The organism is Streptomyces sp. NRRL S-1022, assembly GCF_000720135.1.
Lineage (GTDB): Bacteria > Actinomycetota > Actinomycetes > Streptomycetales > Streptomycetaceae > Streptomyces.
Map to the genome: position 1 here is coordinate 67073 of NZ_JOIU01000001.1, position 16050 is coordinate 83122.

The following is a 16050-nucleotide window of genomic DNA, read 5'->3' on the forward strand; positions in this document are numbered from 1 at the left end:
GTCACGAATCAAGTGGGCCTGTCGCAGCAGCCGCTGTCGATGTCCTGGCGGGACCGTTCCCGTTCCAGGTGAGCTCGAAGGCGCCGCGCCGGAGCACATACACGCACCTGACGATTCCATCGGGCAGAGGGCGCTGGCCGCGAGCTGATCGGCAAGTGCTGCTGTGGCGTGGCCGGGGGCGTTGGGGGTGCCCATGGGCGGTCGGTGTGTCCGCGTGCTCCTGGTTCCTCACATCCGGGTGTTTCGCCCCGTGAGATGTGGTCTGGACTGTTTGGGCGGACAGGATGGCTGTCGCGATGAGGTCCCGGCCGTCGGGGCCTCACCGAACGTGAAGGAGCAGGATGCGAGGCTTCAAGACTCTCGGGGCGGGCGCGCTGGCGGTTGCCCTGGTGTCGGGCGTCGGCTGGGCAGCGCACGCGTCGGGCAGCCAGGCGGCGGCCAAGCCGAACGCAGCTTCCGCGGCTGCATCGGTCGCCGGCTACCAACTGGTGAAGCTGCCGAATTCGAACGTGTCGAACTTCGAGCGGCGTACGGTGTTCTGCCCGCCGGGGAAGATTGCCATCGGGGGTGGCGCGGAGGCGCAGGGCGAGGACGCGGTCCTCCTCGGATCGTTCCCGACGGAGGACGGAGAGGGCTGGATCGGCATCGGACGCGACTCCCTCCGGGACAACGTCGGGATCTCGGTGTACGCGATCTGTGCCTACCGCTGACAGCTCCTGGCCCGTGCCCGTCCCTGTCTTCAGGGGCGGGGCGCGGTGCTGTGACCAGACGCAGCGATCCCGGCCGGACAGCCGAGGGGCCCGGCAGCGCCTCACCGGCCCGGAGCGGTGCGAGATCCACCACCCACCCTGACCGCCTCAGCAAGCCGGCCGGCGGTTCGTCCTGCTGATGCCGCCCCCTGTTCCGGCCGGTGGCGGCGGCGTGCTGGTGGGCGCGGACGATGCTGGAGTCGATCCGGGCCGGCTGGTCGACGTCGCCGACCGCGTCGCCGTGGGCTTGGATCTGCTGCGGCGCTTGGGTGAACACCGCCCCGCCGAGGGCGCAGCGGCGGAAGCGCCGTGCCCTAGCGCCGCCGGCCGGTGATCCCCGGCCGCTGCGCCGGGCCGGCCTCGAATCGAAGCGGTCCCCTGGTTCACCAGCCCGCCCGTACCTGACCGCAGCACGCCGTGACGACGCGCAGAGCACGACGGCATCCGGTCCGTCCGGTGCGCCGGAAAGAGCCAGCGTCGAACCGTCGGGGGAGACGTCCATCAGACAGCGGTATCCCCGCGCGCGATGGACCTCCCGCCCGCTCCGCCCGGGGCGGCCGACGAAACAGCGGGACTCGCCCGCCGACCCGACACAGACCGCCGCCAAACGGCCGGCGGCGTCGAACCCCACCCCGCGCGCACTGCCCACAGGCACCCCGACGAGCGCCGTGCCGGACCGGGCCCCGTCGAACGTCTCACGGCGCCACACACCGGCACCGCCCCGCCCGGAGTCGAACCACCAGACGCACTCGCCGCCCGGCTCGATCTCGCACAGGTCCACACCCTGCGGGCGGCTCGTGACCACGCGGTGCCCACCGCCGTGGACGTCCCAGGCCACGACCTGCGCCGTACCGTCGATCACCTGCGTGCGCACGGCACGTCAGGGACGTCCCGGCCGCTGCGCGGCACCCGTCGCGAAACTCGGCGCCGACAGAACGGCACCGAACGCGACACCGTCCGGGCGACCGGACTCGTCCACCTCGTTCCGACTCGGCACCACGGGCGGCCGATGCCAAAGACCCGTCAGTTCCTCGGTCAGGGGCGGCACTTCGGTGTCCCTCTTCCTCGTGCCTTCCGAGGCTCGTCGCCGCACCGGGTCGGCGGGCCGCCGACCCCGGCGGCATACCAAGCCTCCCGCGGGTGGCCGAGGCTCCCAGAGCCGTTTGCGCACCCGTCCGACCACCGCCGTGCCTGCCGGCTTCACCCTTGCGGAGCGGCCCTCCTCATCAGGAACCGCCGGCACCATCCAGGACTCTCCGAATCCAGGACTCTCCGAACGGCCGGCCGCCCCCGCGCGGCGCCGCCACGGTCGAAGTGAACCGCTCCGCTTTCGACCAAGTCGGTACGCCTGCCCACGCCGGAGACTCGGCGTCGGCGAACTTCGCCGGGACAGGACACCCGCCCACCGGCACGCGTCGCGTGGCGGCGGCCCGGCGCGGGCATGTATCGGAGCGGCGCGCGACCGCCGGCCGCGTGCGACCGCCCAGAAGCAGGGGGAAGCCGGTGCGCGAGTTCGTCTACCTCTCGAAGAGGAAACTCAGGCAGTTCACCGAGTCCAACGGCGACGCCGGGCGGCCCCGCTGGTGGCGCCGCCTCGGTTTCGAGGGCGAACTGGCGTTCCCGCCCTTCGGCCGAGCCAAGGTGGCCAGCCGGGAGGCCGCCGCGGAGCCCGCGACGCTCACCGTGGACGAGGTGATCGACGAGTTCGAGCGGGGGGACCGCGCGGCCGGATGGTTCGCCGACGACAGTGTGGGCGCGGGGTCCTGGGCCTTCTTCGAGGCACCCTTGAACTACCGGGTGATGGACGACAAGTACTTCCGGTCGGCCGTCCTCTTCCTGGACTCGGGGGTACGGTCCCCGCACTACCCGACAGGGGGCTCGGTCCGGCTGCTGCTGCACGGGTCCCGGGAACACCTGCTCGGCATGGAGGGGGCCTCGCCGGTCCGGCTGGACGTACAGACGGAACTCGACCGGACCGAGCCGGAGGTGTTCCACGTCGCCTCCGACTCGTCCTACCTGTACCGGCTCGCCGGGCAGAGCTTCGACCTGGAGGACGAGACGGTGGAGCGCCTGCTGCCGGAGCTCAGTGACCGCCTCCTGCGCAACGACGAGCTGTCGCAGGAGCTGGGCCGCACCTCGTTGCGGATCGTCTACCAGCACAGCAACTTCGCCACGGGGCTGAGGATGACCGTGCGCCTGCTGGACGAGGCCTTCGTCCCGGAGACCGCCGCTTGGATGCGCGGCTACGCGCGCATCACCTCCCGCACGCAGCTGTACAGCGAAGGCGCGGAGAACAAGGTGCACCTCGTCACGGCCACCCCGCTCTACGTGGAGTACGCGCCCCAGCCGTGAACCACTCCATGACGGCGGCTCGCACCGTCTCGGCCGCCTCGCGCCGGGGCGGTGGGCGTGGCCGCAGCCCCTTGGCGCTCCGGTCGGAACGAATCCCGCCTCGCGATCGTCTACAGTTCCGTAGACCGTCTACCGGAATGTAGACGGTTGGGGCGGCGCCTGTCGGGTGCTGTGCGTCCGGCCGTCCGTCCGTCCGGAAAGGAGTCTCGCCGATGACCACACCTGCGGTTCTCTCACCACGGCTCGCGGTGAACCGCCGGACCCGCAGTCGTTCCCGGCCGCCGGCAGCCCACCTCCTGCCCGCCGCTTTCCTCAATCACACGACGACTTCGGCCGCGGAGCCGACGGAGGACCATGCGCCCCAAGATCCTGGTCGTGGAGGACGATCACGTCCTGCGTGACGTTCTGCGCCGCGGCCTGTACGAGGAGGAGTTCGAGCCGGTTCCCGCGGTCGACGGCGCCACCGCCCTGCGGCTGGCCACCGCCGGCATGGCGGCGGCAGTCCTGGACGTAGGCCTGCCCGACTCCGACGGGCGGGACGTGTGCCAGGCGATGCGCGCCAACGGCTTCCTCGCCCCCGTGATCTTCCTGACCGCCCGGCACCAGCTCACCGACCGCCTGGCCGGCTTCTCCGCCGGCGGTGACGACTACCTGCCCAAGCCCTTCCACCTCGCCGAACTCGCCGCCCGGCTGCGCGCCGCCATCAGACGTACCGCCCCCGTGGGGGTGCCCTCGGCCGGCGACCTGGTTCTGGACGCGGTGGACCACAGCGTCATCGTGCACGGCATGCGCACCACGCTGTCTCCCACCGAGTTCCGGCTGCTGGCCACGCTCGTCACCGCGGACGGCACCCTCGTACGCCGCCGTGACCTGGTACGGGCCGGCTGGCCCGAGGGCGCGCAGGTCAGCGACAACACGCTGGACCAGTACCTGAGCCGGTTGCGCCGCAAGCTGCGTGAGGCGGGCAGCGGCCTGACGATCGGTACGGCGCGCGGGATCGGACACCGCCTGTCGTGAACCGTGCTCGGCGTGTCCTGCGGCGCCTCGCCCCGCGCACCCTGCGCGGCCGGCTCTCCCTGGTGGCGCTGACCACCGCGGCCCTGCTGATGACGGTCCTGACCGTCGTCTTCAACGCCGTGATGGACCGGCACCTGCAGCGCCAGGCGGACGACGAACTGCGCAACCGGGCGGCAGCGGTGGCCACGACCGTCGACACCACCGGCCCCCGGGCGCGCGTCGTGGAAACGGCCAACGACCGTCTCCTCGACGCCAACGTGTGGATCTACGGCGGGACCCGTCTGCTGGAGAAGCCGCCGTCCGCCACGGCCGGCGAACCGGCGGCCCGAGCCGCCGACCGGCTGGCCGCCCAGCGGGGGGACGCCTGCGCGACCGTTCAGGCACAGGGCCACCGGCCGGTCCGGCTGTGCGCCCAGCGCGTCCCCGGCCGCCGCTCCACCGCGACCGTCGTCACCGCCCTGGACCTGACTCCGTACGGCAGTTCGGCCGACACCCTGCTGGCGGGATCACTCGTCCTGGACGGCGTGATGCTCGGCTGCACCTATGTACTCACGCGCCTGGCCGTCGGCCGGGCGCTGCGCCCGGTGCGGACGATGACCGACCAGGCCACCCAGTGGAGCGCGGTGGGCTCCGACGAGCGCTTCGGCACGGAGGACCACCCGACCGAACTCGCCCGCCTGGGTGCCTCCCTGGACGCGCTTCTGGACCGCATACGTACCGTCCTGCGCCACGAACAGCAGCTGACCGCAGAGCTCTCCCACGAACTGCGTACACCGCTCACCCGGATCGTGATGGAACTCGACTGGTGGCGGGCCCGCCCCCGCACGGCCGTCGAGACCCACACCACCCAAGAGGTGATCGCCGAGGCCGCCCAGTCCATGCGGACCATCTGCGACACGCTCCTGCACGACGCCCGAGAGAACGCACTGCATCCGGCAGCGGTCCCCGGAACAACCGACGTCCTCCCCGTCCTGGACCGCCTGCTCCAGCGCATCGACGCCCCGGACCACGTGAAGACCGTGGTGGAGACGCAGGCGCCGGCGTTGGAGGCGGGTGTCGCCCCGGCCCTTCTCGAACGCGTTCTCAGCCCCCTGCTCACGAACGCCGCCCGCTACGCCCGCTCCCGCGTGACCGTGTCGGCGCGGCGCATCCCCGGCGCCGTGCGGATCGACGTCGTCGACGACGGCCCCGGCGTGCCGGAGACCTTCAGGGACGAGCTGTTCCAGCCGGGCAGGCGCGCCGATCCCGGCGACGGCCACGACGGCGCGGGCCTGGGACTGCCGCTCGCGCGACGCCTGGCCCGCGCCGTCGGAGGTGACGTGCTTCACGACCCCGGACATACGCCCGGGGCCAGGTTCACGGTCAGCCTGCCCGCCGGATGACCCGCTTCTTGCCCTCCTTCACCGAACGGCGTTCCTGCACGTGGGCGTACGCCATCAGCCCGAACAGGACGGCGACGAGCACGGCGGACGAGCCCGCGGTACCCAGATCCAGGCCGCCCTTGGCGACCGGCTTGGTGAGGAAGTCGCCGGCGGTGGCGCCCAGCGGGCGGGTGAGCACGAAGGCGATCCAGAACAGCAGCACGTTCGGCACCGCGGGCACCTTCATCAGCGCCGCCAGCACGGCCAGCACTCCGGTCACGAGCAGCGCGCCGCCCAGGTAGCCGAGACCGGAGCTGTCGGAGAGGAAGTCGCCCATCGAGGTGCCGAGGGTGTTCGAGACCAGGATCGCCGCCCAGAACAGCGCCTCGCCCCGGAAGGTGACGATGTCGCGGATCTGGAACGTCATGCCGCTCAGCTTCCAGGCGAGGAAGATCGCCAGCAGGATCGAGATGAGGATCGCCGCCCCGGCAGGGTAGCCGAGGCCCAGTCCCTGCGGTCCCCAGCCCAGCTTCGTCGCGCCGTTCGACAGGTACGTGGCACTGGCGTCGCGGTTCATGAAGTCGGACATGGTCGTGCCGGCCATGGAGGTCGACAGGATCACGGTCCAGTAGAAGAACGGGTTGTAGTGGCTGGAGCGCAGCTGGACCACCAGCGTCACCACGAAGACCAGGAACAGTACGACCGTGGTGAGGAAGTAGCCCAGCTTCAGGGTCTGCGCGAAGAGGTCGCCCGCCGTCTCGCCCAGGGTCGTCGCGGCGATCTTCATGATCCAGAACGCCAGCGTGACCTCGGGCAGCTTCTTCATCACCGACTTGGTCGTACTCGACGTGCTCGCGACGTCGAGGTCGGTGAGGACCTCCGGTTTCTCCAATTCAACTCTCCTGTCCGGTCGAACGACAGGGCGCTCGCCCCCGATAGCGGGACGAGCGCCCTGTGAGATGAGCCGACCGCCGAGCGGTCGTGATCTCCGACCGTGGCACAGAGAGCCTGAACGCATCCTGAACGCGTACGGTGTGCCAGGTCAGGCCGCGCGTCGGGCGGCAGGCTCCGGCTCGGTGACGTCCTTGCGGGTCACGCTCAGGTAGACGACCAGGCCGAGGATGACGGCCAGGAACAGCACGCTGGTGATCACGGTGCCCAGGCCCAGGCCCCCGTCGCCGGTCGGCTGGGAGAGGTAGTCGCCGATCGACGCGCCGAGGGGGCGCGTGAGGATGTAGGCGATCCAGAAGCTCCACACCGCGTCCAGGCCCAGCGCGAAGTGCGCGATGGCCACCGCGGCGATGGCCGCCGCGAACAGGACGGCGGACAGCCAGTACCCGAGGTCCATGCGCTCGGATACCAGGTCGCCGGCCGCGGTGCCCAGGGCGAAGGTGAACAGCACCGCGAGCCAGTAGAAGGACTCACGGCTGGTGGTGCCGATGCTGTGGATGGACAGCGTCCGCTCACGCCGGTACCAGACGGCGAACACGATCGCGAGCAGGACCGCGAACACCGCCGTACTCGTCTCCAGCGGCACGCCCATGTCGTCGGTCAGGTTGTCACTGATCAGGGTGCCGACGACGCTGATCAGGGCCACGGCGAGCCAGTACACACCGGCCCGGTACGCCCTCGTACGGAACTGCACCACCAGCACCACGGCCAGCAGCGCGCCCATCAGCACCGACACACCGGTCAGGCCCAGGCCGGCCTTCTCGTTCAGCAGATCGGCCGCGGTCTCCCCGACGGTCGTGCACAGCACCTTGATGATCCAGAAATAGAGGGTGACCTCGGGCACCTTGTTCCAGCGAAATCGGTGCCGGGCCGGATCGGCGGGCCCACCCGTCTCGGGCACCGCGGACGTCTCGGAGGTTTGATAGGTCATGGCCGACGACCGTGCCACCGGACACCTGAACACATCCTGACCGGCTCGCTCGGCCGGTTGCGCGTGCCGCGCGGGCCTTCGCCCGCGCGGCACAGGCCGGGTCAGATACCGAACGCAGCGGCGTAGTGGACGGTCCCGCCGGGGAGCGGATGGCGGGTGTCAAGGCTCAGTGCCATCAGGGCGTCGTCGGGGACGTCGATGGTCAGGCTGATGCCGTGGTCCGAGGCCCGGGTGAACCCGAACCGGGGGTAGTAGGCCGGATGTCCGAGGACGACCACGTGGCGCTCTCCCAGGGAGCGCGCCGCGCCCAGGGCGGCACGGATCGCCGCGCTGCCCGCACCGGTGCGCTGGTGCTCGGGTCGTACGGCGCACGGGGCCAGGCACAGGGCCGGTGTGGTGCCGATGTGGCAGCGGGTCAGCAGTGCGTGGCCCACCGGCCGGCCGGTCTCGTCCGCAGCGACGAGGGAGAGACCCTCGATCCAGGCGGTCGGGTCGGCGCGCAGGCTGTCGACGAGGTCAGCCTCGGCAGGGGTGGGGAAAGCGGCAAGGTTGATGTCGCGGATGGCGGGGATGTCGGCGCTGGTTTCGGCGCGCGAGAACCACTTGTTGTCCATGGCGTTGGAGAACCGTTTCGGAAGACGTTCGTGTGGGGCCCTGCGAGCTCACGCTCTCAGCGAGGGCGGGACAGGGAGTCAGGCCACGGCCCGGGACGTGAGGGAGACCTGGGCACTGCGCATGGTGGCCACGAGCGCGGTCATCAACCTCACCTCCCATCCTCAACTCCTGATCAGGCACGAACACCGCCAGCGTACACGCCTGCGAGCGCCTGCTCACCTTTCTGATCAGCACAGGCACGGGTCCGTCCCCCAGCCGAGGCCCAGCACGTCCGCGTCCCGCAGCGCACCGGAGAAGGCCTGGACCTCGTCCACGTCACCGTGGAGGTACTCGCCCCAGCCGTCACCGGCTCTGCCCCGCCCGATCTGGAGGGCACCGGTGCTGTGCCAGCCGTTGGTGAGGCTCGCGGTCGCCTCGGCGTTCGTCTCACCGTCGAAGTAGAGCCTGATCGTGTCGGTCCCGTCGTCGTAGGTTACGGCGAGACGGTGGCCCAGCCCCTCGCCACCGTCCGCGCCCTCGATCTGGGACACCACCGCCTCGTGGGCTCCGGCCTCGTCCTTCTCCGGCATCACCAGCTGCCAGGTGTGCGTGGACGGCTCGTAACGCAGCTTGAAAGCGTCCGTGTGTTCGCCGGCCTGCGACAGCACGGTCATCGGGTGGGCCGGCTCCGAGTCTGCGAGGCGTACGACGACACCCAGGGTGAAACTGTCCCCGGTGTCCACGACGGGTCCGTCGGCAACGGCGTGTCCGGATGCGCCGTCCAGGTGCAGATGCCCCTCGCCGACGAGGGTCGGCGGCCCGTAGGTGCAGTCGGGGTCGATGTCCGGGAGACAGGCGCTGCCGGCGTCACGGTGGATCGAGGCTCCCCCGCCGAGCCGCAGCGGCGCGCCCTCCGACTGCTCGGGGCTGGCGCCGTCCGTCTCGGTCTCCAGCGACCAATGGCCGAGTGACTCCGGCTTCCGCTGCGCCAGTCCGGCCGCCTCACCCGGTACGACGACCCGGTCGTGCACCTGGACGTCACCGATGTCGCCCTGCCACCGGTCGCGGTACCCGGTGGCACCCTGCGCCCGTCCGATCTGGAACGCGCCGGACGCCCCGGTGGGAGTCGCCGTAGCCGGGCTGCCGACCTCGTGACCGTTGACGTACAGGTGTGCGCGACCCGTCTCGGCGTCGTACAGCCCGAGCAGATGGGCCCACTCCCCGGTCTCGGGCGCGCCGCCGGACACCGTCGCGCCCCCGATCGTGAACGACCAGGCGGGTCCACTGCCCGGGGTGCGCAGCCCGAGCGTGAATCCGGGCTGCACGTCCGCGTCCTGGCTGGCGACGGTCATGGCCCGGCTGGTCTTTGCCGGCCGAGCCCAGGCGCTGACCGCGAAGGACTTGCTGGTGTCGGTGACCGCGGCGTCCGGGGTGAGGAAGCCGTGGCCGCTGCCGTCGAGGCGCACCGTGGCGGTGATCCCCGTCCCCGCGGGCGCAGGGCCGCCGAAGGTGACTCCGGTGCCGACGCGGGCAGGGGTACCCGTCTCGGCCGACGCCCTGCGGGAGCCCACCGGGTCGTCCAGCTTCCAGCGGGCGACAGGGGGACGCCCGGACTTCACGTTGAAACCGTACCGGGACTCTCCGCTACTGCGGCCCGACCGGTCGATCGCATGGACCGTCAGCTCCTTGGGCCCTGATGTCAGCGGCAAGTACGGGATGGTCACGGCAGCGCCCGGCCGCTCGGTGAACACGGTGCCATGAGGGCCGCCCAGGAAGCTGTACGTGTACGACACCACGTCGTCGGAGGGCGAGTCCACGGTGAAGTGCCCGTAGACGCCGACCCCATCCACCCAGAACACGTCCTCGGGCTTGGGGTATTCGGGGGAGTTGATCTCCGCCTTCTCAGGGTTCGCGTCGTCGTACACGAACGAGCAGACCGAGCCGCCGCCCTCATCGCTCCATGCGGACTTCGCCTGGCCGTCGTTTGCGCGGACATGCCAGGAAACGACCGTGTTCGCGGGTACGTCGTCCGGCAACGCCCAGTAGTGCCGCGCGCCCGACGGCAAGGTGGTGGTCGTGTAGGTACGGCGTTGCTCCGCCCCGGCCGAGTCCGTCCACCAGGCTTCGAACTCGCCCTGCACCGGGCTGAACTCGGAGGGCTGGTTGTCCTCCTCCGGGTCGTACAGCAGGGCACCGAGCCTGGGCGGCGCCGACACGTACGGCGTTTCGTCACCGGTGGCGCAGGCCTTGCCTTGTGACTGGAGATCCTGGACCAGCGGTTGCTTCGGCGGCAGGTTGGCCGCCGCGTACGCAGTACCGGAAACCACGGCCAGCAGGGCCGCCGCGCAGCCTCCCACCACCGTCCGTCTGCTTCCGACTGTCCTTGCCAACCTGGTCAAGTAGGCCTCCTCCGTGAGTGATCGGCGCTCGGGATCGACACGAACCGCATGAAGCTAACAGCCGACACCGACAGCGCCGAAAGGGTTTTCCGTCGGCTCACTGCGACGAGGCGCTTCTACGCGGTGTCGTGGGTGACAACGGCCAGAGCGTGTCCTGACGGACATCGGGGCGACGCCAAGTGGTGGCCGGTACCGCCGTATTCAGCCGGAGCCGGGTCGGAGACGCGGCGAGATGCGACCGCAGGATGAGTTCTGCTTCCTCCTGCGGTCGCAGCTGCGCCGGTGACCGGCCTTGGTCAGGTGCGACTCCAGTCGCACACGATGGCGACCCGGGATCGATGTGGCAGCGCGTGCCCTGCGCCGAGGATGGCCGGGTGACCGAGATCATCACGGGGTGGTACATGTCCCCCCTGGAGTTGCTTGTCCTGCTGGGCGCCGCCGCGATCGTGGTGGCGCGCTGGCTTCCCCCCGCCGCCCGCCCCCGCGTCACGGTCGTGGCGGGGACGGTACTCGTGCTGTCTGTGATCGTGCTGAGCGTGGCGGGGCTCCGCTGGCAGATGCTGCCGGTACTGGCAGGCTCTGTCTGCGCGTTGCCAAGCGCCGTGTCCGCGTTGCTGCGACGCCGCAGCGGCCGGCCGGTGTGGCGGGCGCGATGGTGGCTGGCGTTGCCGGGGTCGTTGGCCTGCCTCGGCCTGATCGTCACGGGCCCGGTGGCTGCCTGGGCCTTTCCGGTACCCGTGTTCCCCACGCCGTCAGGTGACTTCGCGGTCGGTACTCGCGTGGTGCAGTGGACCGACCCACACCGTCCCGAGACCGCCACCGCCGACCCGCAGGACCGGCGCACGGTGGTGGTCCAGCTCTGGTATCCCGCGCGGCGGAGCCCCGCAGGCGTGCAGCGGGCCCGGTACCTCGGACGCACGGAGCACGAGGCGCGCACGGTGTCCGACGCCCTCGCCCGGTATGCCGGCCTGCCTGGCTTCCTCGTCGACGGCGTCCCGCGTGCCCGCACCCATGCGGTCTTCAACGCCCCGGTGGCCGACAAGGGCGGCCGGTTCCCGGTCGTGCTGTTCTCTCCCGGGCTGGGCGGAGTGCGCACGCAGAACACCGCTTGGGCGGAGGAACTGGCCAGCCACGGCTATGTGGTCGCCGCTCTCGACCATCCGTACGACTCCGCCGCCGTCGTCCTCGCCGACGGCCGGACGATCAGGACCAGGATCACATCCACCGGCGACGACGAGGACGACGAACGGGCCGTCGAAACCACGCGAATCCGCGCCGCGGACCTGAGCTTCGGCCTGACTCAGCTGGGCCGTGTGGACCGAGGTGAGATCGCGGGCCCGCTGACCGGACGTCTGGACACCGGTCGGGTCGCGGTGACCGGCCACTCTCTGGGTGGCGCTGCCGCCCTGCAGGCAGCCCGCCAGGACCGTCGGTTCGCCGCCGTCATCGATCTGGACGGCTATCCCCGTGATCCCGACCCGGACTCCTTCCACCAGCCGGTGCTCGGGCTCACCCAGGCCATCGCCCGGGAAACCGACCCGCGGTACATACCGCGCCTCACGAAGGTCCTCAAGCTCAGCACCGGGACGAGCTACCGGCTCACCATCCCGGGCGCCGCACACCTCACCTTCATGGACGCCCCTCTCTACCTGCCGCCTGTGCCCTCGATGGTCGGGTCCCTGGGCCGCACCGAGGGCCCGCGCGTCGTCGCCGCAGCCACGCTCGCCTTCCTGGACAGCACGCTGCGGCACGGACCGGGCGACCTGGCCGGCGTTCTGTCGACCTACGGCGACCTCAGCGTCCACCACCCGGGCAACGGCTGACAGCCCGTACGGACGGCTGCGGCCGATGACTGTCGGTGGTCGTCGTTAGGGTGACGATCATGAGTATGACAGCAGTGATGATCACGGTGGATTGTGCGGAACCGCAGGAGCTGGCCCAGTGGTGGGCGACTGCGTTGGGAGGCGAGATCGCCCAGGACCACGGCGACTTCGTCATCGTCAGAGCGCAGCCTCTTGCACTGGGTTTCCAGCGTGTGGCCGAGGAGCGGCGCGGCAAGAACCGTGTGCACGTCGACTTCGCGGCCGCGCCCGGCACGGGCCTGGCGGGGGAGGTGGAGCGGCTGGTCGCTCTGGGTGCGAGCGTCGTCGGCGAGCACAGCGTTCCGGGCCTCACCTGGACTGTGCTGCAGGACCCGGCCGGCAACGAGTTCTGCGTCCACTGACATGCATGGCCGCCGTGCTGGTCACAGCCATTCGTTGGTGACTGCGACCAGCACGGTCGCCTCGTAGCGGACGCCGGATTCGCTTCGTGGGGGGCGACCTGAGGTGACGCGGGCCATAGGGGCCATGTCACGTCCTAAGAGAGGCCGTAGAGGCACCCTCCGGCTACCAGGCAGGAAAGTTGCGAAATGACCGTTCTGTCTTGTTTCTCCGAAGCTGGATAGTACGTCACATTCTTGCCTTGGCTCCGGCGGGCCCCTAAACATGTTTCTCGTTGCCGCAAACCGCAGGGCCGACCGGGCGTTGATCGCCGGACACGCCCGGTGCGCCGTGCAGCACGGGGCCTCACGCCGACGCCCTGCAGGCCGCGACCGGAGCTTCCGGCCGGCGCCTACAACGACGTTTCACAGGAGAGTCCCTTTCTCATGACCGCGATCACCGCCACCCGCCGCCTTGCCCGCCTCCGCTCCCTCGCTCTGACCGGCATCGCCACGACCGGCGCCGCGGCCGCTGCCCTCACCCTGATGCCGGCCTCCGCGCATGCCGCCGAGGCGCCGCAGGGCGTCCACGGCATCGCCGCTCCCTCGCGGGACAGCCGCACCGACTCCACCGCCGGCGGCGCGAACAACCTCGATGGCTGGATCAAGAAGTCCCTGGCCATCATGAAGGCGAAGGGCATCCCCGGCAGCTACGAGGGCCTGCACCGCAACATCATGCGCGAGTCCGGCGGCAACCCCAACGCTCAGAACAACTGGGACGTCAACGCGCAGAAGGGCATACCGTCCAAGGGTCTGCTGCAGGTGATCGAGCCCACGTTCAACGCCTACCACGTCGCCGGAACCGCCAACAGCCTCACCGACCCGGTCGCGAACATCACCGCCGCCGCCAACTACGCCGCGCACCGCTACGGTTCCATCGACAACGTCAACTCCGCGTACTGAGCCACACCGCGGCCGGCCAGGCCGCGAGCGTAGTCGGGGGAACGATCGTGCGGCACGTCCGCTCGGGTGCTCACAGCCGGCGATGGTCCGTACGGTGACGGCTCGGTGGCGTTCCCCACTGACGCGTGAAGGCCCGCGAGAATGCCGACACCGAGGTGTAGCCGACGCTGTCGGCCACGGCCGGCAGCGTGTCGGCGGTGTCGCGGAGGCGTCGGCCGGCCAGTTCCAGGCGCCAGCGGGTGAGGTAGGCCAGTGGTGGCTCGCCGATGAGATCCGTGAAGCGCCGGGAGAGAGTGGCGCGGGAGACGCCGACCCGGTGTGCCAGTTCCTCGACGGTCCAGCGCCGGGCAGGGTCCTCGTGCAGGAGTGAGATCGCGGCACCGACCTCCGGGTCGCGCAGACCCAGGACCCAGGACGTGCCGTGCTCGCCCCGGTCTGCGGTCCACCGGCGCAGGATGTGGACGAACAGCACATCGGTCAGCCGGTCGATGACCGTCTGGGAACCGGGCCGGGGTTCGGCGAGTTCGGCTGTGAGCATCCGGAGAGTGTCGGCGAGTTCGCTCCGCTCGGCCGCTTCGCCGTCGGCAGCGGGCAGCAGCAGCACGGGCGGGAGTGTGAGCAGCGGACGCGAGACGCGCCCGTCGAAGCGGTAGCCGCCGCACATGATCCGGGTGCGGGGGCCCGGGCCGGGGATATGGATCTCCGATTCCCCGGGGCCGGGGCGCGCGGCCACCAGATCGTCGTAGGGGGTTGCCGGCCCGCTCGGGGCGCCGGACATGATGTGGCCGGTGCCGACGGGCAGCAGGACAAGGTCGCCCGTGGAGAGCCTGATCGGTTCGGACCCCGGGCGGCGCAGCCAGCAGGAACCGCCGACGACCGCGTGGAAGACCGCGATCGGCAGCTTCGGGAACTCGATGCCCCAGGGCGCGGCCACGTCCACCCGGGCCAGCACGGTGCCCCCGACCTTGGCTGCGGTGAGGACATCCGCCAGCGCGTCCATGCCCGCAGCATAGTCGAACCCCTGAGACGATCGGCAATCGATACGCGCTTGGCAGGCATGGAGTGTCTCGATCGGCATCCTTACTGTCGGGATGTCCGAACTTGCTCTCTGTGAACGGAGTACTCCGTGCCCGGCACGAAGGTCATCCCCCTCCCGGTCCTCGGGAAGCGGAACGTCACCGCATATCTGCTCCTCGGCCGCCGGCCGGTCGTCGTCGACTCCGGTGTCCCCGGCAGCGGCCGCAAGGTCTACGAACAGGTGGCCGAGCAGGGGGTGGACCCGGATGACATCTCCATGATCGTCGTCACCCACGGCCACATCGACCACTTCGGCGGAGCCGCCGAACTGAGCCGTCTGACCGGGGCGCCGATCGCCGCGCACGTCGGCGATCTCGGGCAGTACACCAGCGGCCGGGTGCGCGAGCCGTACCTTCCGACCGGGAGCCTGGGCAGGCTTCTGGCCACGCTTCCGCCCTTCCACGTCCGGGCAGAGCCGTTCACACCACAGGTCCTCGTCCGCGGGGAGATGCCGCTGGCGGACTACGGCATCGACGCACGCATCGTCCCCACCCCGGGCCACACCGCCGGGTCGGTGTCAGTCCTCACCGAGGCGGGCGACCTCGTCGCGGGAGACCTGATCGCGACACCACTCCTGGGACTGCTGCCCCGCCTGCCCTGGAACCCTCCGTTCCACGACGACCCCCGCGCCAATCTGGCCAGCCTCCGGCGCATGCTCGACCTGGGCCCCGAGCGACTGCACGCAGGACATGGCGGCATGCTGGACCCCGGCCGGGTACGGCGGTGGGTGGTGAAGGAGCAACGCCGCCTTGAGCGGCTGGAGGCGAGGGGACGGCTGCGGCTACGCATGGGTGACGACGTCTCCGGCGATGCCTGAGGCCCCTCACGCCCCGGTTCGAGGGGCGCGGTGTGCCGAGCTGGTGAGAAGAGCGGAGCGCCGCCGCGGATCAGCCATCACTCAGCCGGGCATACGCGCGGTCGTGATACAGCAGCGGGCGCCCGCCGGAGTAGGGCTTGGCCGCGACGGCACGCGCGACGATCAACCGATGTTCCCCCGCGGGCACGGTCGCCTCGACCCGGCACACCAGCCAGGCGAGCACCCCGTCGAGGACGGGGACACCCTGCGGGCCTCGTCGCCAGCGGGTCGGCGCGGCGAAGCGGTCCGGTCCGGTGGCGGCGAAGGTCGCCGCGAGGTCTCGCTGGCTCTCCGAGAGGATGTGCACCCCGACGTGGGAGGCGTCCTGGAAGACGGGCCAGCTCGACGAGGACGTGCTCATGGAGAAGGAGACGGTGGGCGGGACCGCGGCCACGGAGGAGAGCGAGGTCGCCGTGAAGCCGGCCGGCCTGCCGGCATGTGCCGTCACCACGGCGACGCCCGCCGCGTGATGGCGGAAGACGGATCGGAACGCCTCGGCGGTGAGCGGCAGCGCGTCGGAGCCGGTGTGGACCGTCACAGTTTCTCCTCCATGGACGTGTGCGGGGGCACGGTCGTGACCGGCCCGGTCCGCCGGGCGGG

Annotated in this window: 14 protein-coding genes; 8 read left to right on the forward strand and 6 right to left on the reverse strand. The window is 70.9% G+C overall.

Going from position 1 to position 16050, the window contains the following annotated elements; genetic code table 11:
- Window positions 1-341: 341 nt before the first annotated feature.
- The 4 genes from IG05_RS0100340 (at window position 342) to IG05_RS0100355 (ending at window position 5500) form a co-directional block, all read left to right on the forward strand.
- Window positions 342-710 (forward strand): hypothetical protein, encoded by a 369-nt coding sequence (locus IG05_RS0100340; RefSeq protein WP_030338181.1) that lies wholly within the window; start codon window positions 342-344, stop codon window positions 708-710.
- 1542 nt (window positions 711-2252) lie between these two features.
- The gene (locus tag IG05_RS0100345; RefSeq protein ID WP_030338182.1) at window positions 2253-3101 is read left to right on the forward strand and encodes an SAVMC3_10250 family protein; all 849 of its coding nucleotides are present in this window, start codon (window positions 2253-2255) and stop codon (window positions 3099-3101) included.
- A gap of 354 nt (window positions 3102-3455) precedes the next feature.
- Complete coding sequence (locus tag IG05_RS0100350) at window positions 3456-4118, forward strand: response regulator transcription factor (RefSeq protein WP_030338183.1); 663 nt, start codon at window positions 3456-3458, stop codon at window positions 4116-4118.
- Window positions 4115-5500, forward strand: a complete 1386-nt coding sequence (locus IG05_RS0100355) for a sensor histidine kinase (protein ID WP_030338184.1) — start codon at window positions 4115-4117, stop codon at window positions 5498-5500. The genes IG05_RS0100350 and IG05_RS0100355 overlap by 4 nt, the downstream gene beginning before the upstream one ends.
- On the opposite strand, the gene IG05_RS0100360 is transcribed toward IG05_RS0100355, so the two are convergent.
- The 4 genes from IG05_RS0100360 to IG05_RS0100375 all read right to left on the reverse strand — a co-directional run bounded on the left by IG05_RS0100360 (window position 5481) and on the right by IG05_RS0100375 (window position 10315).
- Window positions 5481-6371 (reverse strand): membrane protein, encoded by an 891-nt coding sequence (locus IG05_RS0100360; protein ID WP_030338185.1) that lies wholly within the window; start codon window positions 6369-6371, stop codon window positions 5481-5483. The two genes, IG05_RS0100355 and IG05_RS0100360, sit on opposite strands and share 20 nt — an antisense overlap.
- Before the next feature lie 150 nt (window positions 6372-6521).
- Window positions 6522-7361, reverse strand: a complete 840-nt coding sequence (locus IG05_RS0100365) for a membrane protein (protein WP_030338186.1) — start codon at window positions 7359-7361, stop codon at window positions 6522-6524.
- A gap of 101 nt (window positions 7362-7462) precedes the next feature.
- Complete coding sequence (locus tag IG05_RS0100370; RefSeq protein WP_030338187.1) at window positions 7463-7975, reverse strand: GNAT family N-acetyltransferase; 513 nt, start codon at window positions 7973-7975, stop codon at window positions 7463-7465.
- Window positions 7976-8203: 228 nt separating this feature from the next.
- Complete coding sequence (locus IG05_RS0100375) at window positions 8204-10315, reverse strand: LamG domain-containing protein (protein ID WP_030338191.1); 2112 nt, start codon at window positions 10313-10315, stop codon at window positions 8204-8206.
- A 377-nt stretch (window positions 10316-10692) separates the two neighbouring features.
- Here IG05_RS0100375 and IG05_RS0100380 point away from each other — a divergent pair, with 377 nt between their 5' ends.
- From IG05_RS0100380 to IG05_RS0100390, 3 genes are all read left to right on the forward strand, one after another.
- Entirely contained in the window at window positions 10693-12177 is a 1485-nt protein-coding gene (locus IG05_RS0100380) for an alpha/beta hydrolase family protein (protein WP_030338192.1), read from the forward strand.
- 59 nt (window positions 12178-12236) lie between these two features.
- Window positions 12237-12578, forward strand: coding sequence for a VOC family protein (locus IG05_RS0100385; protein ID WP_030338194.1), 342 nt, complete (start codon window positions 12237-12239; stop codon window positions 12576-12578).
- Between the two features lie 234 nt (window positions 12579-12812).
- Window positions 12813-13517: a transglycosylase SLT domain-containing protein gene (locus IG05_RS0100390; protein ID WP_420707546.1), complete on the forward strand. Its 705-nt coding sequence runs from the start codon at window positions 12813-12815 to the stop codon at window positions 13515-13517.
- A gap of 70 nt (window positions 13518-13587) precedes the next feature.
- On the opposite strand, the gene IG05_RS0100395 is transcribed toward IG05_RS0100390, so the two are convergent.
- On the reverse strand, window positions 13588-14517 hold the full coding sequence (locus tag IG05_RS0100395; protein WP_030338199.1) for an AraC family transcriptional regulator: 930 nt from the start codon (window positions 14515-14517) through the stop codon (window positions 13588-13590).
- 126 nt (window positions 14518-14643) lie between these two features.
- Here IG05_RS0100395 and IG05_RS0100400 point away from each other — a divergent pair, with 126 nt between their 5' ends.
- Window positions 14644-15411 (forward strand): MBL fold metallo-hydrolase, encoded by a 768-nt coding sequence (locus tag IG05_RS0100400; RefSeq protein WP_037812562.1) that lies wholly within the window; start codon window positions 14644-14646, stop codon window positions 15409-15411.
- 70 nt (window positions 15412-15481) lie between these two features.
- Here the strand turns inward: IG05_RS0100400 and IG05_RS0100405 are convergent, their stop codons facing one another.
- On the reverse strand, window positions 15482-15988 hold the full coding sequence (locus IG05_RS0100405) for a flavin reductase family protein (RefSeq protein WP_051789325.1): 507 nt from the start codon (window positions 15986-15988) through the stop codon (window positions 15482-15484).
- Window positions 15989-16050: the final 62 nt, after the last annotated feature.

Coding starts and splice junctions, on each gene's coding strand:
- IG05_RS0100350 (WP_030338183.1), top strand. CDS start 3,456: ATGCGCCCCAAGATCCTGGTCGTGGAGGACGATCACGTCCTGCGTGAC.
- IG05_RS0100395 (WP_030338199.1), bottom strand. CDS start 14,517: ATGGACGCGCTGGCGGATGTCCTCACCGCAGCCAAGGTCGGGGGCACC.
- IG05_RS0100370 (WP_030338187.1), bottom strand. CDS start 7,975: ATGGACAACAAGTGGTTCTCGCGCGCCGAAACCAGCGCCGACATCCCC.
- IG05_RS0100385 (WP_030338194.1), top strand. CDS start 12,237: ATGAGTATGACAGCAGTGATGATCACGGTGGATTGTGCGGAACCGCAG.
- IG05_RS0100340 (WP_030338181.1), top strand. CDS start 342: ATGCGAGGCTTCAAGACTCTCGGGGCGGGCGCGCTGGCGGTTGCCCTG.
- IG05_RS0100380 (WP_030338192.1), top strand. CDS start 10,693: ATGTGGCAGCGCGTGCCCTGCGCCGAGGATGGCCGGGTGACCGAGATC.
- IG05_RS0100365 (WP_030338186.1), bottom strand. CDS start 7,361: ATGACCTATCAAACCTCCGAGACGTCCGCGGTGCCCGAGACGGGTGGG.